The organism is Nocardioides endophyticus, from assembly GCF_039543845.1.
Classification (GTDB): Bacteria; Actinomycetota; Actinomycetes; order Propionibacteriales; family Nocardioidaceae; genus Nocardioides; species Nocardioides endophyticus.
Genome location: NZ_BAABKN010000036.1, coordinates 250,686 through 271,695, shown reverse-complemented (window position 1 = coordinate 271,695; position 21,010 = coordinate 250,686). Strand labels below are relative to the sequence as shown.

15 protein-coding genes are annotated in these 21,010 nt (G+C 70.9%); 7 read left to right on the top strand and 8 right to left on the bottom strand.

What is annotated here, in order from left to right:
- Positions 1-10 precede the first annotated feature (10 nt).
- From ABEA33_RS25795 to ABEA33_RS25780, 4 genes are read right to left on the bottom strand one after another with little or no spacing between them, the layout of a single operon-like run.
- Positions 11-826: a hypothetical protein gene (locus ABEA33_RS25795; protein ID WP_345529988.1), complete on the bottom strand. Its 816-nt coding sequence runs from the start codon at positions 824-826 to the stop codon at positions 11-13.
- A gap of 2 nt (positions 827-828) precedes the next feature.
- Positions 829-1,377 carry an RNA polymerase sigma factor gene (locus ABEA33_RS25790; protein ID WP_345529987.1) on the bottom strand — a complete coding sequence of 183 codons (549 nt, stop codon included), beginning with the start codon at positions 1,375-1,377 and terminating at the stop codon, positions 829-831.
- A gap of 54 nt (positions 1,378-1,431) precedes the next feature.
- Positions 1,432-3,276: an SGNH/GDSL hydrolase family protein gene (locus tag ABEA33_RS25785; RefSeq protein WP_345529986.1), complete on the bottom strand. Its 1,845-nt coding sequence runs from the start codon at positions 3,274-3,276 to the stop codon at positions 1,432-1,434.
- A 28-nt stretch (positions 3,277-3,304) separates the two neighbouring features.
- On the bottom strand, positions 3,305-4,249 hold the full coding sequence (locus ABEA33_RS25780) for a GlxA family transcriptional regulator (protein WP_345529985.1): 945 nt from the start codon (positions 4,247-4,249) through the stop codon (positions 3,305-3,307).
- 93 nt (positions 4,250-4,342) lie between these two features.
- On the opposite strand from ABEA33_RS25780, the gene ABEA33_RS25775 reads away from it, so the two are divergent.
- Positions 4,343-4,489: a hypothetical protein gene (locus ABEA33_RS25775; protein WP_345529984.1), complete on the top strand. Its 147-nt coding sequence runs from the start codon at positions 4,343-4,345 to the stop codon at positions 4,487-4,489.
- A 75-nt stretch (positions 4,490-4,564) separates the two neighbouring features.
- Here the strand turns inward: ABEA33_RS25775 and rpsA are convergent, their stop codons facing one another.
- Complete coding sequence (gene rpsA / locus ABEA33_RS25770; RefSeq protein ID WP_345529983.1) at positions 4,565-6,040, bottom strand: 30S ribosomal protein S1; 1,476 nt, start codon at positions 6,038-6,040, stop codon at positions 4,565-4,567.
- 186 nt (positions 6,041-6,226) lie between these two features.
- Between rpsA and ABEA33_RS25765 the strand changes: the two genes are divergently transcribed.
- A complete protein-coding gene (locus ABEA33_RS25765; protein WP_345529982.1) occupies positions 6,227-7,036 on the top strand; it encodes a class I SAM-dependent methyltransferase in 810 nt (269 codons plus the stop codon).
- A 223-nt stretch (positions 7,037-7,259) separates the two neighbouring features.
- Here the strand turns inward: ABEA33_RS25765 and ABEA33_RS25760 are convergent, their stop codons facing one another.
- Entirely contained in the window at positions 7,260-8,192 is a 933-nt protein-coding gene (locus ABEA33_RS25760; protein ID WP_345529981.1) for a PorA family protein, read from the bottom strand.
- 121 nt (positions 8,193-8,313) lie between these two features.
- Here ABEA33_RS25760 and ABEA33_RS25755 point away from each other — a divergent pair, with 121 nt between their 5' ends.
- The 4 genes from ABEA33_RS25755 to ABEA33_RS25740 are packed head-to-tail and all read left to right on the top strand — an operon-like array spanning position 8,314 to position 14,943.
- Complete coding sequence (locus tag ABEA33_RS25755) at positions 8,314-10,101, top strand: hypothetical protein (protein ID WP_345529980.1); 1,788 nt, start codon at positions 8,314-8,316, stop codon at positions 10,099-10,101.
- A complete protein-coding gene (locus ABEA33_RS25750; protein ID WP_345529979.1) occupies positions 10,098-11,948 on the top strand; it encodes a hypothetical protein in 1,851 nt (616 codons plus the stop codon). Before ABEA33_RS25755 ends, ABEA33_RS25750 begins: the two co-directional genes overlap by 4 nt.
- Positions 11,945-13,129: an acyltransferase family protein gene (locus ABEA33_RS25745; RefSeq protein WP_345529978.1), complete on the top strand. Its 1,185-nt coding sequence runs from the start codon at positions 11,945-11,947 to the stop codon at positions 13,127-13,129. Before ABEA33_RS25750 ends, ABEA33_RS25745 begins: the two co-directional genes overlap by 4 nt.
- On the top strand, positions 13,126-14,943 hold the full coding sequence (locus tag ABEA33_RS25740; protein WP_345529977.1) for a hypothetical protein: 1,818 nt from the start codon (positions 13,126-13,128) through the stop codon (positions 14,941-14,943). The genes ABEA33_RS25745 and ABEA33_RS25740 overlap by 4 nt, the downstream gene beginning before the upstream one ends.
- Here ABEA33_RS25740 and ABEA33_RS25735 read toward each other — a convergent pair.
- Both ABEA33_RS25735 and ABEA33_RS25730 read right to left on the bottom strand, forming a co-directional pair.
- Positions 14,859-18,989, bottom strand: a complete 4,131-nt coding sequence (locus ABEA33_RS25735) for an alpha-(1->3)-arabinofuranosyltransferase domain-containing protein (RefSeq protein ID WP_345529976.1) — start codon at positions 18,987-18,989, stop codon at positions 14,859-14,861. The two genes, ABEA33_RS25740 and ABEA33_RS25735, sit on opposite strands and share 85 nt — an antisense overlap.
- The gene (locus ABEA33_RS25730) at positions 18,986-19,786 is read right to left on the bottom strand and encodes a class I SAM-dependent methyltransferase (RefSeq protein ID WP_345529974.1); all 801 of its coding nucleotides are present in this window, start codon (positions 19,784-19,786) and stop codon (positions 18,986-18,988) included. The genes ABEA33_RS25735 and ABEA33_RS25730 overlap by 4 nt, the downstream gene beginning before the upstream one ends.
- 57 nt (positions 19,787-19,843) lie before the next feature.
- Here ABEA33_RS25730 and ABEA33_RS25725 point away from each other — a divergent pair, with 57 nt between their 5' ends.
- Positions 19,844-21,007, top strand: a complete 1,164-nt coding sequence (locus tag ABEA33_RS25725) for a glycosyltransferase family 4 protein (RefSeq protein ID WP_345529973.1) — start codon at positions 19,844-19,846, stop codon at positions 21,005-21,007.
- Positions 21,008-21,010 lie beyond the last annotated feature (3 nt).

Here is a 21,010-nt window from a genome sequence, read left to right as displayed (position 1 = left end):
ATGCAAGTAGTCAGCAGGTCTCGTTGGCCTGCGCGCAAGTGTCGACGCCCGGCTTGAGCGAGTACTCCTTCTGGACGCCGGACAAGCTCACGGTGACCCGGATCGGGGTCGGGTCCGGCTCGCCGCCGGCGTACGAGTAGACCATCCGCCACCAGGTGCGCCCCTGGTCGTCGGTCGTCGTCGTGGCGCGCTCGGTGTGACCGTCGGGGAACGTGTAGCTCACGTCGTACGCCGTCGCGCCTTGCGGCACCAACCCACCTGCAACCTGGACGGTGCGGAAGCCGTCCTCGGTGCGCGGGTAGATGCTGCTGACCTGGAACGGCCCCACTCCGGACGGGTGGGCCATCGAGATCGGCTTGTGCACGATCGTGATGCCGGCGCGGACGTCGCACAGCGCGTAGCTCTCCCCCGCGACCCACATCGTGGTCTCACCACCGACGTCGTCGGCCGGGAAGGTCACGACCTGCTGTGCCCCTGCCAGCACCTGCCCCATGGGGTCCACGCAGGTCGAGAGGTTGACCGAGGCCTTGCCCGACGGCTCACTCGGCGCGGGGTCGTCCGGCCAGCCCATCGTCCAGTCGGCACCGGGGACGGTCGGGGTCGGCGCTCCGGCGGGAGCGCCGTTGTCGTCGCGGCCCGCCTGGACGGCCCAGCCGGCAACGCCCACGACGACGAGCACGGCCGCTGCGGCGACGATCGGGGCCAGCCAGCGGCGCGCGCCACCACGGCCGTCCTGGGCCGCGGCCAGGAGGTCGGCGCGGATCCGCGCGCGCGACTGGTCGGGCAGGGACTCATCGGGCGGGGGTGTGAGGTCGTCGTCAGCCATCGTCACTCCTCGGTCAGGGCGCTCAGCCGGGCACGGGCGCGGGAGAGCCGGGACCGCACGGTCCCGACCGGTACGTCGAGCGCGGCGGCCGCCTGCTCGTAGGACAGGCCGGACCACGCGACCAGGCCGAGCACCTCCTGCTCGCGCACGGGCAGCTCGCGGACCGCGGCGAGCACGGTCTGCATCCGCGCGGTCGAGCCCAGCCGGTCGACGACGCGCTCCGCGTGGTCGGGCTCGACCGAGGGAGGCGGCAGCGCGGCGAGTCCGCGGCGACGCCGGCGCCCGGACCGGGTGAGGTTGCGGCAGACGTTGGTCGCGACGCCGTACAACCACGGCAGCGCCGACCCGTCGTGGGCCTGCACCCGGCCGCGGTGTCGCCACACCTCCAGGAAGACGGTCGCGGTGGCGTCCTCGGCATCAGCCCAGTCGCCGGTCGCCCGGAAGCAGTGGTTGTAGATCCGGTCGGCGTAGCGGTCGAAGAGGGCCGCCAGCGCCTCGGGGTCGTCGGCGCGCAGGGCGTCGACCAGGGCCAGCTCGTCCCCCTCGGTCACCACCACGCCTCCTCGCATACCTGGTCATGTCCGCGGCGAGCCCGGAGTTCCCGCCTATCGCATGCGCACCCGCACCTCGTGCGACCATCGGCCCGCGACCAGCTGGTGCCAGGGTCGCACCCGGAAGCTCGCGACCCCGCGCGGCAGGCCGCGCACGACCAGCGCGGTCGCCACCACGGTCCGCACCGGCTCCCACCGTCCACGTCGGCGGACCTGCACGGAGTACGACGACGCGGCGGGCCGGTGGCGCCAGGTCAGCAGCGCCCGGTGCGCACCGGTCTGCCGGGCCCGCAGCTGGGTGGGAGCGGCGACCTCCGGCCCGCGAGGCACGCCGACGACCGTGACGGCGGGTCCCGAGCCGGCGGCGTTGAGGGGAGTGATCGTGACGTCGTACCGCTCCCCCGCTAGGACGTTCGTGATCGCGACCGCAGGGCCGCTGACGGCGGCCTGCCCGCGTAGGTGGAGCTTCCGACCGGCCCAGGTGACGTCGTAGGCCGTCGCGCCTGCCGCCGGCGACCAGGTGACGTCCAGTCGATGCGAGCCGGGCGCCACGACCACCCGGCTCGGCCGGCCCATCGGCTCCGGAGCGGGCGCGGTGGGAGTGCCCTGCGTGACAACAGCCGCGCCCGATCCGGGAGCGGCGTTGCGCGCCGCGACGGAGACCCGGTAGACCCGGCCGCCCACCAGTCCGCCGAGGACCACTGGTCCGCCTGCCACGCTCCGGGCTCCATTGTCCCCGGGGACGTCGCTGGTCCAGATGACGTCGTACGACGTCGCCGTCGACACCGGGGCCCAGTCCACGGTCAGCCGGTTCAGTCCGGGGGTCGCGACCACCGTCGTAGGCGCACACGCCTGCCGGGGCCAGGGATCCGAACCCGCCACGACCACCCCGACGACGTTGGAGAAGCCGTCCGAGATCGCAGTCCCCTTGGCGGCCTGCAGGCGGAAGTCGTAACGGTGACCCGGCACCAACCCGGTCGCCTCCCACGACGTCCCCTCGAGCGCCACCGGCAACCGGATCCAGTCCGCGCATGCCGTCAGATCGCGTGTCCACACGAGCTCCTCTCGCGCGCCCGGCGGCCCGCTCCAGGTCAGCGCCGCCTTGCGCTCGCCGGGTGCGACCGCAAGCGTGGCGCCGCCCCAGTGCCCGTTGCGGACGACCGGCAGGGTGCCTGCACCGGTGCCGATACCCAGCTCAGCCAAGGCCTCCGCGACCCCGGCCGCCATCTTCACCTCACCGGTCGCAGCGAGGTGAGCTGGGTCCCACGTGTCGACGTACTCCTCGAAGCCGTGACCGGTGTCCGACACCACGACGGACGAGTCGGGTCCGGAGAGCCCGGCCGCCAGTGCCGGCAACGAGGCGTTGTAGCTGCCGATCTCCTCGGACCAGTCCTGGGGCAGTGCAGCGACGACGAAGTCGACCTCCGGGGCCGCAGCACGCGCTTCGGCGATCTCGTCGCTGACGAGATCGTCCACCTCCTCGGCAGGAAGGCCCATCCACCCGAGGTCGTTGAAGCCTCGGGCCTCGACGACGACGTCCGGGTCGAACTCCTCCACCAGTGAGGCCATCGAATCGGCCGGCTCGCTCAGCGTCGCCCCCCACCGGGCGGCGTGCTCGCGGTCGTCGAAGGCGGGGTCGGCGTACGCCTGGGAGCCCAGCTCCCCGGACACATTGTCGAAGACGTCCGTGTGCGGGCCCACGAAGTCGACGTCGACCCCAGCCGCGTCCAGCATCTGGTGCAGTCGGTAGCGCCAGGTCCAGTCACCGGCCGAGCCCTGCACGACGGAGTCGCCGACGATCATGATCCGCACGGGGTCCGGCGGTGCGGCGACCGCAGCCGGGGTCAGCGACGTCAGGGCGGTCAGGAGCACCAGTGCGGCGCCGAGACTTCGTCGCATGGCGCGAGGCTAGTCGATCGAGCACTCCTCAGCCGGCGAACCGGCGCCGGTACTGCTGGGGGCTCAGTCCGCGCACCCGGGCGAAGTGGTGGCGCAGGGTGGCGGCGTTGCCGAACCCCACCTCGTCGGCGATCCAGTCGATGGAGTGGTCGGTGCGCTCGAGCAGCTCCTCCGCGGCCTGCACCCGCTGTCGGGTGACCCAGGAGTGCGGGGTGGTGCCGGTCTCGGCCCGGAACCGACGGGCGAACGTGCGCGCCGACATGTGGTTGCGCCGCGCCAGGGTCTCGACGCTGAGGTCGTCGCCGAGGTTCTCGACGATCCACTGCAGCAGCGGTCCGAGGGTCTCCGCGTCGCAGTCCGGCACGGCGTTCGCGATGAACTGCGCCTGCCCCCCGTCGCGGTGCGGAGGTACGACGATCCGCCGGGCCGTCGTCGCCGCGACCTTGGCGCCGAAGTGGTCCCGCATCAGGTGCAGCGATGCGTCGATGCCCGCCGCGGCGCCCGCGCCCGTGAGGATGTTGCCGTCGTGGCAGTAGAGGACGTCCGGGCTGACCTTGGCCTCCGGATACGTCGACGCCAGCAGGTCGGTGTAGCGCCAGTGCGTCGTGCACTCCCGCCCGTGCAGCAGGCCGGCAGCGCCGATCTCGAAGACGCCCGAGCAGTGCGCGTAGATCGTGGCGTCGCGCGCGTCGGCGGCACGGATCGCCTCCAGGACGGCGGGGTCGTGCTCGAGGAAGTTGTACTTCGGCGCCAGGCAGACCAGGTCCGCGTCCTCGAGGGCCTCGAGCCCGCGCTCCACGACGATGTCGTAGTCGGATCGGCCGCGCAGTCGCCCCGGTCGCGGCGTACACACCTGGAAGTCGAAGACCGGGTTGTCGTCCTCGGGGTGGTACGGCTCGCCCCACACCTCGACGAGAGATCCCAGCCCGAACGGCTCGGCGCCTTCCTGCACGATCACGGCGACCTTCTTCACCCGAACAGCAAACACCCGATCTGGCAGAAAATCAACGGACCCTGACTTTTCTGCCACTCGTGGCAGGATCTCAACAGGCGCAGTATTACTGCCATGACCTTCCTGATGATTCTGCTGCTAGTCGTGGTGGCGCTCAGCGTTGCGAGCGTCTACCTGATCGTCCGCGACGGCCGGGGGCCGCAGCGCCCGCCGGTCTCGCACTTCGAGGACGCCCGCTTCGTGGCTCCTCTGGCGCGCTGACCTCTCTTCACTCCCCACAACGCACGAGGGCCCGGTCACCATCAGGTGACCGGGCCCTCGTGCGTTCAGAGCTGGTTAGCTGGCGCCGCCGGTGAGCTTCTCACGGAGCGCCTGCAGCGCCTCGTCGGAAGCGAGCGAGCCGCCGGCGTCGACGTCCTCGTCCACCTCAGCGGAGGAGGAGTACGACGTGGCCTCGCCGGCCTCGGCCTCGGCAACCTTCGCCTCGGCCTGCTGCTTGACGTGCTGCTCCCAGCGAGCGTGCGCCTTGGCGTACTGGTCCTCCCAGACCGCGCGCTGGTCGTCGAAGCCCTCGAGCCACTCGCCCGTCTCGGGGTCGAAGCCCTCCGGGTAGACGTAGTTGCCCTGCTCGTCGTACGTCGCGGCCATACCGTAGAGGGTGGGGTCGAAGTCCTCGACGTCACCCGCCGCAGCGGTCTCGTTGGCCTGCTTGAGCGACAGCGAGATCCGGCGACGCTCGAGGTCGATGTCGATGATCTTGACCATGACGTCGTCGTTGACCTGGACGACCTGCTCCGGGATCTCGACGTGACGCTCGGCGAGCTCGGAGATGTGCACCAGGCCCTCGATGCCCTCCTCGACGCGGACGAACGCACCGAACGGGACCAGCTTGGTGACCTTGCCGGGCACGATCTGGCCGATCTGATGGGTCCGGGCGAAGTGCTGCCACGGGTCCTCCTGCGTCGCCTTCAGCGACAGGGAGACACGCTCGCGGTCCATGTCGACGTCGAGGACCTCGACGGTGACCTCGTCGCCCACGGCGACGACCTCGGACGGGTGGTCGATGTGCTTCCAGGACAGCTCCGAGACGTGGACGAGACCGTCGACGCCGCCGAGGTCCACGAACGCACCGAAGTTGACGATGGAGGAGACGACACCCTTGCGGATCTGACCCTTCTGGAGCTGGGTCAGGAAGCCGTGGCGAACCTCGGACTGGGTCTGCTCGAGCCAGGCGCGACGCGACAGGACCACGTTGTTGCGGTTCTTGTCGAGCTCGATGATCTTGGCCTCGAGCGTCTGACCGACGTAGGGCTGCAGGTCGCGGACACGACGCATCTCGACGAGGGAGGCGGGCAGGAAGCCGCGCAGACCGATGTCGAGGATGAGACCACCCTTGACGACCTCGATGACGGTGCCTTCGACGACGCCGTCCTCTTCCTTGACCTGCTCGATGGTGCCCCAGGCGCGCTCGTACTGGGCGCGCTTCTTGGACAGGATCAGGCGGCCTTCCTTGTCCTCCTTCTGGAGGACCAGGGCCTCGACCTTGTCGCCCACGGAAACGACCTCATTGGGGTCGACGTCGTGCTTGATCGACAGCTCGCGCGAGGGGATGACGCCCTCGGTCTTGTAGCCGATGTCGAGGAGGACCTCGTCGCGGTCCACCTTGACGATGGTGCCCTCGACGATGTCGCCGTCGTTGAAGTACTTGATGGTCGCGTCGATCGCGGCGAGGAAGTCCTCTTCTGAACCGATGTCGTTGATCGCGACCTGCGGGAACTCGAGCTCCGGCAGAGTGGAGATGCTGCTCGTCATAAGGAAGGTGTGTCCTTGGATGGATGGAGTCGTACGGGCACGTCGAAGGTCCGTTTCACTAGCTCGGAGAGAGTTAGCGAGCGAATGTCCGCTCTGTACGGGACGTAGGCAGACCTTCGGCGCACCCTGAAGACTACGCGGGGCCCGCGACGTACGTCCAACCGGCGAAGGACTACGCTCCGCAGCGTGGAGAACCATCCCCCGGTTCGGGTGGAGCGACGACCGGTGTCGGAGGAGGAGTCCCGACGGGCCAACGGCCCCGACTGGGACCGGTACGCCGACGAGTACCAGGCCACGCACGGCGAGTTCCTCGGCGACGCGGGCTTTGTCTGGGGACCCGAAGGCTTCACCGAGGCCGAGGCCGGGGTCCTCGGCGACGTGGCCGATCGCGACGTCCTCGAAGTCGGCTCGGGCGCCGGCCAATGCTCGCGCTGGATCCGCAGCCGCGGCGGTCGCGCCTACGGGCTCGACCTGTCCTTCCGGCAGCTCCAGCACTCCCGGCGCATCGACATCGACTCCGGGCTGAGCGTGCCGTCCGTCCTGGGCACTGCCACCGCACTCCCCTTCGCCGACAACTCCTTCGACGTCGTCTTCTCGTCGTTCGGCGCCCTCCAGTTCGTGAGCGACATCGCGACCGCAGTGGCCGAGACCGCCCGAGTGCTGCGTCCCGGCGGTCGCTACGCGTTCTCGATCACCCACCCCACCCGGTGGATGTTCCCCGACGACCCGGGCGAGGAAGGGCTGACCGCGAGCCAGTCCTACTGGGACCGCACGCCGTACGTCGAGGTCGACGACGCGAGCGGCGTGGTGTCGTACGTCGAGCACCACCGCACGCTCGGCGACTGGGTCGGCCTGCTGGCGGGTCGGGGCTTCGTCATCACCGACCTGCTCGAGCCCGAGTGGCCAGACGGACACGACCGGGTGTGGGGTGGTTGGTCGGGCGTCCGGGGCCGGCTCACACCCGGGACGGCGATCTTCGGCGCTCGCCTGGGCTGACCGCCTGCGGGCCCCGCCGCAGGCAACCTCAGCCGGAACATGGCGGTGGCCCCGCCGGCGGTGTGGTGTCAGTGGGCATGTCGGGCGTGCTGGGCATGCTGGCGCGGGGGTTCGCGGCTCGGGCCTGGCGGCCCTCACACCTCAACCACCGGGTCAGTGCCCCAGAGACGACGCATGCGGCACCGGGTGGAGCCCGGTGCCGCATGTCGTCAGTGCTGGTACGTCAGTTGGCCGCCCCGGCCAGCTCGTGCTTGGCCGGAGCGCTGCCACCGCCGCCACCGCGACGGGCGGACAGCAGGATCAGGATCGCAGCGACCACGCAGAGGCCGCCGACGATGAACCCGATCAGCGGCACCCAGAAGAGCAGGAGGCGCAGGCCCGAGAGGTTCGTCTTAGCGTCGTCTGCGAACGTCTTCTGCTGCTCCTCGGTGAAGCCGACCTTGAGGTCGAGGACGGGGGTGCCGTCGTCGAGGTAGCGCTGCTGGTCCTGCTTCTGCTGCTGGATCGCACCGGTGATCGGCTCGACCCAGATCTCGATCTGCTGGTCGTAGGTGCCGTTGATGCCCTCGGCGATCTCGATCGGAGCGTCGGCGATGGCGATCTTGTAGACGTAGCAGTCGACGCCCTGGAAGCTCTCCTCGCGGTCGTAGATCGCGGGAAGGGCCTCACCGACGGTGCCGTCCCAGTAGGTGTAGTCCTTCTTCTGGGTGTCGAACGGCCACTTGTTGACCAGACCCTCGTGCGGGACCGCGTCGTCGGGCAGGCCCTTGAAGTCGGGCACCGCCTCGGCCGTCACCCGGTCGGTCGCGAAGACGTCGGTGGTCGCGCTCACCAGGCGCGGGTCGTCGCCGTCGACGCAGTCGGGTGCGTCGTCGATGTCGATCACCACGCACGCCGTGCTCACCCACACGGCCGTCGAGTCGTCGGACGCGTCCGAGTCGACCTTCGAGATGCTCTGAACCTTGACCGGGTTCTCGACGAGCTCGCCGGTGGCGGGGTCCAACTTCTTCACGACACCGTCGAGATGTGTCGTGGTGTTGACGTCGAGCGGCAGCTTCTTCAGCTGCCCCGGGGCCCATACCGTGGTCATGACGCCGACCACGAGCATGAATGCCCCGAGCCCGAGCAGGATCAGCCCGAACACCTTGCGCTTCACTTCGCCTCCCAAGCATCCGTTAGGTTCAGCGCACCGTAGCAGTACTGGCCGGTAGAAATGAGGCCTGCGTCACAGTCGAGGCGAAATCTTTATGGGTCCGCTGGTGTGGCATAGTCCCCGCGTGCCGCGCCGACCCGAACGCCTCCTGCTGCTCGGCGGGCTGATGATCGCCGGGCAGCTTGGACTCCGTGGCTGGGCGCTCTCCGGGTCGTGGTTCTACTTCGACGACCTGGCCTTCATGTCGCGCGCGATGAACCAGCCCTTCGACAGTGACTATCTGCTCGAGTCGTACGGCGGGCACCTGATGCCGGCCGGCTTCGCGCTCGTGCGCGTGCTGACCGACGCGGCGACGTACCAGTGGTGGCCGTGGGCCCTGACGCTCCTGGTGCTCCAGGCGCTGGCCTCGATCGGGATCTTCCGGCTGCTCCTCTCGATGTTCGGCCGACGACCGTTCGTGCTGGTGCTGCTCGCGGGCTACCTCTTCTGGGTCTTCACCCTCTCGGCCGGGATCTGGTTCGCGGCCGGGATCAACCAGCTCCCCCTCCAGATCGCGCTCGGCTTCGGGCTGACGGCGCACCTGGGCTACCTGCGCACCCCGCGCATCCGCTACCTCGTCACGACGCTGCTGTGGACCGCCTTCGGTCTCGCGTTCTACGAGAAGACGCTGATCCTGTTCGGCATCTACGCGCTGGTCGCCATCGGGTGGTTCAGCACCGGCAACACCCCGCAGCGACTCCGCGGGCTGTGGGACCGCTACCGCCTCGGGATCGTCGTGCACGGCGCCGTCGCCGCTGTCTACCTCGCCGCCTACGTGCACTGGGGCCTGGACTTCGGCCTCGGCGAGTCGGCCGGTGTCTCCTGGGGCCCGATCGCGTGGAACCTGGTCGGCGTGGCCCTGGCCGCCGCCCTGGTCGGCGGGCCGATCACCTGGGAGACGCTCAACGTCGGCTCGCTCGCCAACCCCTCCGACCTGCTGCTCCTGGTCTCCTGGGCCGGGTGCGCCGGCGTCATCGCCTACGCCTTCTTCACCCGCACGATGAGCAAGCGCGCCTGGTCACTGCTGGGCTTCACGCTGCTGGCCAACGTCGTGCTGCTCGCCAGTGCGCGAGCCTCGATCGTCGGCCCCGAGATCGGCCGGGAGTACCGCTACCAGACCGAGTCAGCCGCGATCGTCGTGCTGTGCCTGGGCCTGGCGTTCCTCCCGTTGCGTGGCGCGGTCGAGGTCAACTCGACCCGGGAGGGAGTGCCACGCACCTACGAGGGCCGGGTGTTCGTCGGCGTCGTCACTCTGCTGATCGTGGCGCTCTCCGTGGTGTCGACGGTCCGGTACGTCGACCTGTGGCAGAGCCGCAACGACTCCGAGGCGTTCTTCCGCAACGCACGCACCACCATCGCGGCCGCGGAGCACCCGGTGCCGATGGTGGACACCGGCATCCCCCAGACCCTGCTGTGGTCGTTCCGGTTCCCGGAGAACTCCTACAGCCACATCCTGCGCCCGTACGCCGACAAGGTCGACTACCCGCGCAGCTCGGTCGACGGGCTGTTCATCCTCGATGACGACGGCCGACTGTCGCCCGTCCGCCTCGAGCCTGCGCGCGAGATGAAGGAGACGAAGGGCTGCGGCTACCGGCTCGACGACGACGGCACGACGACCATCCCGCTGGACGGTCCGGTCCTCGGCGGCGGCTGGTGGATCGACCTCTCGTACGAGTCGTCCGAGGCGACGCCGCTGACGCTGACCGCGGGTGAGGAGGAGCACGAGCTCGACCTGCCGGCCGGTGACCATGACGTGTTCGTGCAGGCGGCCGGCGAGTTCCGGAGCGTCGAGCTCAGCGACTACCCCACGACGAGCGACCTGTGCGTGACCGGGCTCGTGCTGGGGACCCCCGTGCCCGACTCGCCGACATGATCCGGCCCGGGCCCCGAGTCCTGGCGGTTGCGGGCGCGCTGATCGTCGCGCAGCTCGCCTTCCGGGCATGGTCGGTGTACGGCTCCTGGTACCACTACGACGACTTCGACCTCATGTCCCGGATGGCCAACGCCGGGCCGAGCCCGCGAGCCGCGTTCGAGCCCTACGTCGGCCACATCATGCCGGGAGGCATGTACCTCTCCTGGCTGGCCGACGCGGTCGCGCCGTACGACTTCCGGGTCACCGCGACGATGCTGCTGGTGCTGCAGGCGGGGGCGTCGATCGCGCTGCTGTGGATGCTGGTCCGTGTCTTCGGACCGCGGCCGGGCATCCTGCCCCCGCTGGCGCTCTACCTCTTCGCCGTGATCACGACCCCGGTTGCGATCTGGTGGGCGGCCGGGGTGAACCAGCTGCCGTGGCACATCGCTCTCTTCGCCGGCCTCGGGACTCACGCGACCTACCTGCGCACCCGCCAGCTCCGCTACGCGCTGATGACGGTGGCGTGGTCGGCGTTCGGCCTGCTCTTCTTCGAGAAGACGATCCTGCTGTTCGGCGCCGCCGCGTTCCTGTCGCTCGCCTACTTCGCGACCGGCACCCTCGGGGTGCGTGCGGTCCAGGTGCTGCGCACCTACTGGCGCGGCGTCCTCGTCTACGCCGGTGCCCTCGGTGCCTACCTGGCCGTCTACGTCGCCACCGCGCTCGACTTCGGTGCCGCGGCCGCCGCGAGCGGCAGTCTGGGCCGGGTCACGTGGAACATGGTGGGCCACGGCTACGTCACCGCCCTGGCAGGTGGACCACTGCGCTGGCAGTACCTCGACCACGCTGCCTTCCCCGATCCCGGCAGCGCCGTGCGCTGGGCGAGCGTCGTGGCCGTGGGGCTGGTGGTCTGGGAGATCCGCCGAGCCCGGACCCGGAGCCTGCGCGCGTGGCTGCTGCCCGTCGCGTTCCTCGTCGCCGACATCGTCCTCGTGACGGCCGGACGTACGACGTACCCGGGCACGATCGTCAGCTTCGACTATCGGGACCAGGGCGAGATGGGCGCGGTCACCGCGATCGCCCTGGCGCTGGCCGTGCTGCCGGTGCGCGGCGCCGTGGAACCGGTCGAGGTCCGGCGCCCGAGCGAGCTCCTCGACCACCCGCGCCGCGTCATGGTCGCGGTCGCCGTACCCGTGGCGCTTGCTCTGGTGTCGTCGACACTGTTCGTGCGGCACTGGCAGACCCACGACCCCGGGCAGACCTACTTCGACAATCTGCTCCGCACCCTCACCGCGAGCCAGCAGCCCGTCGTCCTCGACGACACCACCGTGCCGGAGGTCGTGATGGGCGCCTACTCCTACCCGGACAACACGCTGAGCCGCCTGCTGACGGCGCACGAGGAGCACACGTCGTTCCCGGACGCGGCGATCGACGGCGTCTCCACGGTCACCGACGATGGCCACGTCGTGCCGGCCGTCATCCGGCCGCTCGAGCAGGCGCCACCGGGCCCGGACAAGGACTGCGGCTACCGGGTGGCCGACAAGTCGCGCACCATCGAGCTGGTGCCGACCGGGATCGGATCCGGGCCCGACGTCCGCCGGAACGCCCGCTCGTGGGTGAGGATCGGCTACCTCAGCAGCGGCACCAGCTCGGTCACGGTCGAGGTCGGTGATGAGACGATCTCGGCCACCATCGTGGGAGGGCTCCATGCGCTGTTCGTCAGGACCGACCTCATCGCCGACCCGGCGACGCACCAGTCGGTGGGCAGCGTGACACTCTCGGGCCTACAGGGCGACACCCAGATCTGCACCAACGACGTCACGGCCGGGCCGCTCCTGCCGGTGACCCAGGACGAGAGGGTGGCTTCGTGACCTTCCATGACCGCTCCTTCCCCGCGCTCAACGCCGTCCGTGCGATCGGCGCGATCATGGTGGTGCTCACCCACGCCGCCTTCAACACCGGCCAGATCAACCAGGGCTGGGTCGGCGCGGCACTGGCTCGTCTCGACTTCGGCGTCACGCTGTTCTTCGTCCTGTCTGGCTTCCTGCTGAGCCGGCCGTGGTTCCTCACCGTCGCCCTCGACCGGCCTGCCCCCTCGAGCCGCCACTACCTCTGGAAGCGCGCGCTGCGGATCCTGCCGCTCTACTGGGTCGTCGTCGTGATCGCGCTGACCCTCGACCCCGCCAACGACGGCGCGGGGTGGCAGGTCTGGCTCACCAACCTCACCTTCACCCAGCTCTACGTGCCCGAGCTGCTGCCGAGCTCGCTGACGCAGATGTGGAGTCTGTGCACCGAGGTCGCCTTCTACCTCGTTCTCCCGCTGCTCTGCTGGTGGCTGACGTGGCAACCCCGGGGCGTCGGTCACGTGCTCGACGCCGGCTCCGTGCTCCGCCGCTGCGCCGTCCTCTTCGTCGCCGGCGTCGCATGGCAGGCGACGGTCGCCCAGATCCCCGGCAGCGAGGGGCACTACGCCCAGTGGCTGCCCGGCTACCTGCCCTGGTTCCTCGTCGGCGTCTGGTTCGCCGCGGTCTCCGCGAGGCTCGCGGTCGAGCCAGGGGACCACGTCCTCGAGCGGCTGGGACGCGACCTGCCCGGCTGCTGGATCCTGGCCACGGCGGTCTTCGCGATCGCCTGCTCACCGATCGCAGGCCCCCGCCAGCTGCTCATCCCCGGCGGTTGGGAGGCCGGCTCCAAGGTGGTCCTGTACGCCGTCGCGGGGGCCTTCTACGTGCTCCCGCTGGTGTTCGGCCCCGAGCGGGAGGGCTGGGTCCGCACCCAGCTCAGCGGCCCGGTGCTCTACTGGCTGGGGGACATCTCCTACGGCATCTTCGCGATCCACATGCTGGTGCTGAACGCCGTCTTCGCGGTGCTCGACATCGACATCTTCACCGGCCGCTACCTCACCGTCGCCACCGCCACCCTGACCGTGACGATCGTGCTCGCCAGCGTCTCGTTCTACCTCTTCGAGCGGCCGATCCTGCGCGCCAAGAACATCGCGTTCTTCGCCCGAATGGACCGTGAGGCCCGCCCGGCGCGGGCCACGGTCCGGTGAGCGGAGCCGGCGCCCGCCGGGCCGATCCGGTCCCGACGGGCCGCCGACGTGCCGTGCTGGCGTCCGGGCTCCTCCTGGTCGCCGCCAGCACGGCGTTCCGGGTCTGGCAGCTCCACGGCGCGTGGTTCTTCTTCGACGACTTCTACTTCATCCAGCGCGCCCTCGACGGACCGCTGACCTGGACCTACCTGGTCAAGCCCTACAACGGACACCTGATGCCGGCCGGGGCGTTGGTCACCTGGCTGAACGCGCACGCTGACCCGATGTCCTTCACCTATCCCGCTGTCGAGATCATCGTCTGCTTCGCGCTCACCGGGCTCGCGATGCTGCGGCTGGTGTTGCGCCTGTTCGGAGCGCGCTGGGCGGTCCTCGTGCCGCTGACGATCTTCCTGTTCTCGCCGATGCTGATCCCGGCGACGATCTGGTGGGCCGCCGCGGTCAACCAGATCCCGATGATGCTCGCCATCATCATGGCGCTCTCGTCGTTCGTGGCCTACCTGCGCCGGCCGCGCTGGACGTCGCTCGCGGCGACCTTCGCGTGGATGGTCGTCGGCCTGCTGTTCGTCGAGCGGACGTTGGTCGGCTTCGCGGTGCTGTGGCTGGTGGCGCTGCTCTACTTCACCGCCGGTACCTTCCCCGACCGGCTCCGCCAGCTGTGGACCCGGTACCGCGGGGCGGTGGTCACCCAGGTCGTCGTGGTCGTGGCCTACCTCGCGGCATACGTGCCCTTCGCGCTCAACTTCGACGCCGGTTCGGTGCGCAGCAAGCCCCTCTTCGGAGTGCTCCGCGAGCTGGCCGGGACCGCCTTCCCGATCGGCGCGGTCGGCGGGCCCGTCGACTGGAAGGTCTCGGGAGTCACGCAGAGCGAGGTGCACCCGTCGCAGCTGCTGCTGGCGCTGTCGTGGATCGTCCTGCTCGTCGTCGTGGTCGCGTCGGCGATGACCCGCCGCCACGGCCTGCGCGCTTGGCTGATCCCGGTCGTGGGTCTGCTGGCCAACGCGGCCCTGATCTCGGTAAGCCGCGCGATCTACTTCGGCAGCGCGATCGCCCTGGACTACCGCTTCCAGACCGAGTCGGCGCTGACGCTCTCCCTCGCGGTCGGGCTGGCGTTCCTGTCAGTGCCGGGTGCCGCGCAGTCAGCGGAGCCACGCCCGTCGGCGACGTGGTCGATCACGACCCCGTCGTGGGCCGTGAGCGCGATGATCGGGTACCTCGTGCTCGCGACGGCGAGCACCGCGTCGTACCCGTTGCGCAACCTCACCGACACCAGCCCGGAGCGCTACTACGACAACGTCGCGGCCTCGATGCGCGCCGAGCCCGACGCCCAGCTGATGAACCTGACCGTCCCGGACTGGCTCTGGGCACCGCTGGCCTACCCGACCAACACCTACCGCTCCATGTTCCCGATGCTCAGCCCAGGCCCGTCGGTCTCGACCACGGTCACCGACCAGGGCCGCATCGTCGACGACAGCGGCACCTTCCGCCCGATCCAGTTCACACCGGCGCGGGCGCAGCTCACGCACGTCGGGCCCGACGGGTGCTTCGGAACCGCCCGGCGCACCACCTCGAGGTTCTCCCTCGACGGACCCGTGCTCGGACCCGAGTGGTTCCTCCGGCTTCGGTACGCCGCGTCCGAGGACAGCACCGCGACGATCGGGATCGGCGACCGCGAGGTCGACGTGCCGCTCGAGAAGGGTGGGCACACCCTCGTGACGCCCGCCCCGGGCGCCTACTCGTCGATCACGATCCGGGTGCAGTCCGGGGTCGCCTGCCTCGAGCGCCTCGAGATCGGCGAGGTCAGCCCCGGCCGCTGACGGTTCCCGGCGAGTGCGGCGACCAGCAAGCACACTCCCCCGAGCACCCAGGCCTGGCTCCACGTCACCGCCCAGGACCGGTCGGTGATCTCGTCCCAGCCCAGCGCGAGCGAGCCGATCAGCGCGGCCAGGCCGGCCAGCCAGGCCCAGGCCTCGGACCACCTGCCGAGCAGCCGTCCCACCACGAGGGCGACGGCGGCGCCGGCCAACCCCCACCAGCCGGCCAGGAGCGACCCAGCGCTCAGGACGACGGCGACGTCGAGCAAGCCGGTCGTCCCGGCGACGAGCGCGGGCTGCTCCTCACCGCGGGCTCTTCCGCGCGGCCAGAGCGCGACGAGCAGCACGACGAGCGCCCCGAGCCCGCCCACGCCGAGCAGGACGACGAACGGCAGCGCCGGGCGGTAGCTCAGCTCGACGGTCCCGGCATCGCCCGCCGGCAGCCGCCAGCCCTGCTTCCAGCCGTCCGTCCGTACGACGGGCAAGGTCTCGCCGTCGAGCGTCGCCCTCCAGCCGGGGTTCACGTTCTGCGGCAGCGACAGCACGGTGTCCCCCGTGCGGGCGGGCACGTCCACCGAGGCCGGGGCGTCTCGGGAGTCGCGGTGCGCGGTGACACCGGCCAGGAGCGGGCTCGACTCGGCGTCGTCTGTCCGCAGGCTCACCGCGTCCGCGCGCAGCAACGTCGGCACGGCGAGCAACGTGGTCTCCTCGGCGTCGAGCGCGACCTCGTCGGAACCGCACAGCCGCAGCGGCACGCTCCTCCCCCGGATCAGGTCCTGGGTGCTCGCCGTGAACGTCGTCTCCTGCACCTCGCCGGCCACGCCGATCCGGGGGCCGGTGCCGCAGGGGAACGACCGCGCGATCGTCGTGCCGGGGTTCAGCGACTCGCCGTTGACCTCCAGCTCGGAGATGCCCGGGGGGAGCTCGACGAACTGGCTTCCGGACGCCGAGTAGGCGCGGTCGACCTTGCGCACCTGCAGCTCGAGCTCGTCCACCCGCCAGCCCGGGACCCGGACGACGCCGTCGTCGTCGACCGGCAGCACCCGCTGCCGGTCCCCCGACGTCAGCTCGACCCGGGTCGGCAGCGATACCGGCGCGCCGCGGTCGACCGTCAGCTCCAGGGTGTCGATCCGGCGCCGGTCCGGGAACTCGATGCGGACGGTCTCGTCGGTCGACTGCGAGACCCACGAGGTGCCGTCATCACCGTCGGCGAGTGCGACGGGGCCCTCGGCGACATCGCGCACGACGGCGTCGCTGGTGATCCGGGCCCCGGAGGCCAGGAGTGCGCTCGCGTCCGCGGTACGGCGGAGCGACCCGGTCGCCGAGAGCTCGTAGGTGTCGGCGAACGACGACTGGAACCGGCGCGCCAGGGTGTCCCCGTCCTCGCCCGGAGCGATCAGTGAGTTGTCGCAGGGGAACGCCGTACCGACCTCCGCGCAGGCGGCGCGATCGGGGTCTCGCTCCAGCAGGATCGCCGCGACCGGCTGGCGCTCGTCGGGCTGCGGGAGATCCAGGAACCGTTGGGCCACGACGCCGGGCACCTCGACCTCCGCGAGCGAGAACGAGCCCACGAGATCGGCCCCCGGGCCGGCAGCGGTGATCCGGAGCAGCTCGGCACCGGTGAACCGCGTCGAGTAGGTCCGCGAGCCGCCAGGAGCGGGTGCGGGCACGAGGACCGACTCCTCCCCGGACTGGATGACCAGCCGCTCGACGGGCGCCGAGCCTGCGGCGAGCGTCACCCGCACCTGCGGCACCGAGACGGGCTCGGTGAAGCGCTCCTGCCACCACTGCCCCACCGGCTCGGCCTGCCGCCCGGAGCGCCAGGCCGTGGCCAGGTCGTGGTCGAGCGCGGCACCGGGATGCGCGCCGACCTCGAGGGGTGGCAGCGCGTCGGCGTACGCCTGCGAGGAGCTCGCGTCCGCCGACGACACGTCCCCGGCCCAGGTCTCGACGGTCTGCCACCGGTCGGGGTCGCGGAGGATGCGGTGCTGGTGCTCGGGGCCGTTGAGGCGATAGGGCTGGATCGCGGGCATCGTGGCCGAGCGGTTGGCGCGGACGGCAGCGAAGTTGACCTCGCGGCGCTTGTTCCCGTCCGTCAGCACGGCGCCGCCCTCGTCGCCCGTGGTGTCGTCGGCCAGCAGGAAGGGCCCCGCGCCGAGACCGGCGGGCTCGGTCTGGAAGCCACTTCCCGGGTCGCCGGCCAGCGGTAGCGGGTCGTTGAGCGTCACGGAGCGCGCCCCCGCGACGTCGTAGACGTCGACCGACCCGACCTCCGCGGCGATCCCGGTGCCGGTGACCACGCGGACGTCCCCCTCAGGCGTCTCGACGTCATCGACAGCCGCTGCGCCGACGCGTGGTCCGAAGGACTCCGCGAGACTGATGCCCGCGGAGCCGACCAGCACTCGCTCGACGTACGCCGGGTCCGGCGCGCCGGTCTCGAACCGGTCGAGGTCGTTGCGGACGACGAGTCGGCCGACGCCGTTGGTCGCAAGCACGGTGGCGAGGGAGTCGCTCGGCCGCCCCGACTCGATGGTCCGGGTGACGGCGTCGAGGAAGGCGACGTTGCCCGGCTGCGCCAGCGGGATGACGTTGCGCACCGCCCACGGACTCTCTGCCAAGCCCTGCATGATGTCGTCGTGCACGTTGCCCCACGAGTAGACGCCGAACGCCGACGCGGGGATCACCAACGAGACGGTGCCGTCGTCGTGCTCGTGCAGGTAGCGCGCGACATCGCTCCAGTAGTCGGGCACCTCGAGGACGCCCTCGCGCGGCGCGATGCGGTCCTGCGCCCAGGGCAGTGCGGTAACGGCGACGGCGAGCACGGCAGCGGTCGCCAGCGCTCGGACCGCCCAGACCGAGGAGCGATCGCGCCGACCTCCCACGAGCGCCGGCAGGGACGTCAGCGCGTGCGCGAGCCCGAGGATCAACGGGATCCGGAGTACGACGTCGAACTTGTGCAGGTTGCGCAGCGGCGCGAGCGTGCCGTCCAGCCACGCCTGGCGGTCGCCGGCGAGGAATCCCGACAGGTCACCCGCGTAGCCGAAACCGACCAGCGCGATGCCGACCAGCACACCCCACGCGAGGAACCGCTGGTGCGGGTTGCTGCGTAACCCGACCCCGGCCAGTCCGAACGCCGCCACCGCCGCGGCCTGGAGCAGGAGGAAGGACGTGACCAGCTGCTGGCCGGCCGGGTAGTCGATGCCGGCGAAGTAGGCGACCCAGTCCGAGGTGCCGGCTAAGGTCCGGGCAAGGTCGGTGGGCACCGTGGTGACGGTGGCGTTCTCGATGTAGTCGAGGAACGGCGCGCTGTAGCGCCCCATCACCAGCAGCGGGAGGCTCCACCACAGCGTGGCGAGGCCGGTGAAGAGCGTCCACCAGCCCAGCAGCCGCCACTTGCGCGGTCCGGCCGCCCGCGTGAGCAGCCAGATGACACCGAGCGGGAGGACGGCCGCGACCGCGATCGCGTTGACTCCTCCGCAGGTGGCCACCACCAGGGCACTGACCGCCGCGGCCCGGCGTACGGAGCCCTCACGGCTGCCGCGCACCAGCGGGATCAGCACCCACGGCGCGAGCGCCATCGGCCACACCTCGATCGAGGTGCCGCCGAGCAGGGTGGTGATCCGCGGGGTCAGCACATAGGCGAAGCCGGCGACGACCTGGGTCCGCGGCGAACCGAGGTCGAGCTGCTGGGCGAGCCGGACGATCCCGAAGAACGCCAGGCACAGCAGCACGCTCCACCACGCGCGCTGGATCGCCCACTCGGGCACGTGGGCCAGCTCGCCGAGGACGAAGAACGGCCCCATCGGCCAGAGGTAGCCGTAGGCCTGGTTCTGGATCTGCCCGAACGCCGCGAGCGGGTCCCACAGCCGCATCGCTCCGGCGAGGAAGCCCCGCGGGTGCGTCATGAGGTCGAACTTGGTGTCCGCGACCATCCGGCCGGCCGACTGCGAGAAGGCCATCGCAGTGAGGATGGCGGCGTACCCGACCATCCGCAGGCGTGACGTCGCCCGGCCTCGCTGCTGCGGAGGCGTGGTGTCCTGGTTGCTCACGCCTTGCGCACCACGATGACGAGGTTCCAGGTGGCGAGCTCTCGTACGCCGGGCACGCGGGTCAGCCAGTAGGTCCATCGCGGGTTGTAGCGCGGGATCACGTCGAGCACGGTGCCAGCCTGCTGGCGGCGGGCCCACGCGATCCCGTCTTGGACGGTGACCGCGAAGAGCGACTCGCCGTACTTGTTCTTGGGCTCGTGGCCCTGGCGGGCGGCGTAGCGGCGGCGTGCCCGCGCCCCGCCGAGGTAGTGCCACGGCGAGGTCTCGTGACCGCCCCACGGGCCGTACCAGACCGTGTAGGAGATGAAGGCGATGCCGCCCGGACGGGTCACGCGGAGCATCTCGTCGGCCATCTCCCACGGCCGGGAGACATGCTCGAGGACGTTGGAGGAGTAGCAGAGGTCGACCGCGCCGTCGCGGAACGGCAGGTTCATGCCGTCGCCCAGCACGGTGCCCCGCGGGATCGAGCCCAGTCCCGAGAGCTCGCCGACGTCGGCGTCCAACGCCCAGTACGTCGAGCCTGCGGCCTCGAACGCGTCGCGGAAGTAGCCGGGGCCGCCGCCGACGTCCAGCACGGTGCCGCCGGAGAGGTCCAGGTAGCCCGACAGCTGGCCCACCGAGTCGGCCGCGAGGGCCGAGTAGAAGCGGGCGGGATCGGCCTGCTCCTGGCGGAAGTCAGCCATCAACCGCACCGAGCGGCGCAGGTCCGCGCGCCAGGGACCGACCCCGGGCGCACCCCTCTCGGAGGTCGGATCCGGCGACGGAGTCGCGGGCGAACTCGTCGTCGGGCTGGACATGCGCCGAACAATAACCGAGGTCACACGGCGAAACCGACTGACGGGTAACCTCGGCGGGTGCCACCCGTCCAGGACGCCTCGTTGCGCGACTGCCACGTCGCCTTCTTCAGCTGGCGCGACGGCCGCAACCCCGAGGGCGGGGGCGCGGAGCGCTACCTGGAGAAGGTGGCCGCGGGACTGTCCGCCCGCGGCTGCCAGGTCACGATCTTCACGGTCGCGTACGCCGGCGCCGCGCCCGACGAGGTCGTCGACGGCGTCCGCTACGTGCGCCGCGGCTCGAAGCTCTCGGTCTACCTGCTCGGCGTCTGGGCGCTGCTGCGGCGCCAGCTGGGGCGCGTCGACGTCGTCGTCGACGTCCAGAACGGGCTCCCCTTCTTCACCACCCTCGGCACCCGCAAGCCGGTGGTCGTGCTGGTCCACCACGTGCACCGCGAGCAGTGGCCGGTCGTCTACCCCGGGCTCTTCGGCAAGGTCGGGTGGTGGATCGAGAGCCGGGTCGCGCCGCGCCTCTACCGCGGCCGGCAGTACGTCGTCGTCTCCCGCGCCACGCGTGCGGAGCTGCGCGAGCTCGGCGTCACCGGCCCGCGGGTAGCGGTCGTGCACAACGGGACCGAACCGGTCGTGTCGACGCACACCCGCAAGACGACGTACCCCTCCATCTGCGTGGTGGGCCGGTTGGTCCCGCACAAGCAGGTCGAGCACGCCGTCGACGCTGCCCGCTCACTGGTGGCCGAGTTCCCGGACCTGCGGCTGCGGATCGTCGGCGACGGGTGGTGGGAGGCCGAGCTGCACGCCTACGCTGCCGACCTGGTCGCGGCCGGGACCGTGGTGTTCGAGGGGCACGTCAGCGAGGTGCGCAAGCAGGAGATCTACGAGGAGTCGTGGCTGATGGCCCTCCCCTCGCTGAAGGAGGGGTGGGGCCTGGTCGTGGGCGAGGCCGCGGCGCACCAGACGCCGACGGTCGCCTACCGGAGCGCCGGCGGCACCCGCGAGTCGATCGCGGACGGAGTGACCGGCGTGCTCGTCGACACCCCGAGCCAGCTGGCCTCCGCCCTGGGTGCGCTGCTGCGCGACGACCGGGGCCGCCAGGTCCTGGCCAAGGCCGCGCTCGAGCACAGCTACGGGTTCACCTGGGAGCACTCACAGGCGGCGTTCGCCCACGTCGTGGCGTCGGCACGACAAAACGTCCTGGTCAATGACCAGGACGTTGTCGAAAGCTGAGAT

Coding starts and splice junctions, on each gene's coding strand:
- ABEA33_RS25775 (WP_345529984.1), top strand. CDS start 4,343: ATGACCTTCCTGATGATTCTGCTGCTAGTCGTGGTGGCGCTCAGCGTT.
- ABEA33_RS25730 (WP_345529974.1), bottom strand. CDS start 19,786: ATGTCCAGCCCGACGACGAGTTCGCCCGCGACTCCGTCGCCGGATCCG.
- ABEA33_RS25750 (WP_345529979.1), top strand. CDS start 10,098: ATGATCCGGCCCGGGCCCCGAGTCCTGGCGGTTGCGGGCGCGCTGATC.
- ABEA33_RS25785 (WP_345529986.1), bottom strand. CDS start 3,276: ATGCGACGAAGTCTCGGCGCCGCACTGGTGCTCCTGACCGCCCTGACG.
- rpsA (WP_345529983.1), bottom strand. CDS start 6,040: ATGACGAGCAGCATCTCCACTCTGCCGGAGCTCGAGTTCCCGCAGGTC.
- ABEA33_RS25795 (WP_345529988.1), bottom strand. CDS start 826: ATGGCTGACGACGACCTCACACCCCCGCCCGATGAGTCCCTGCCCGAC.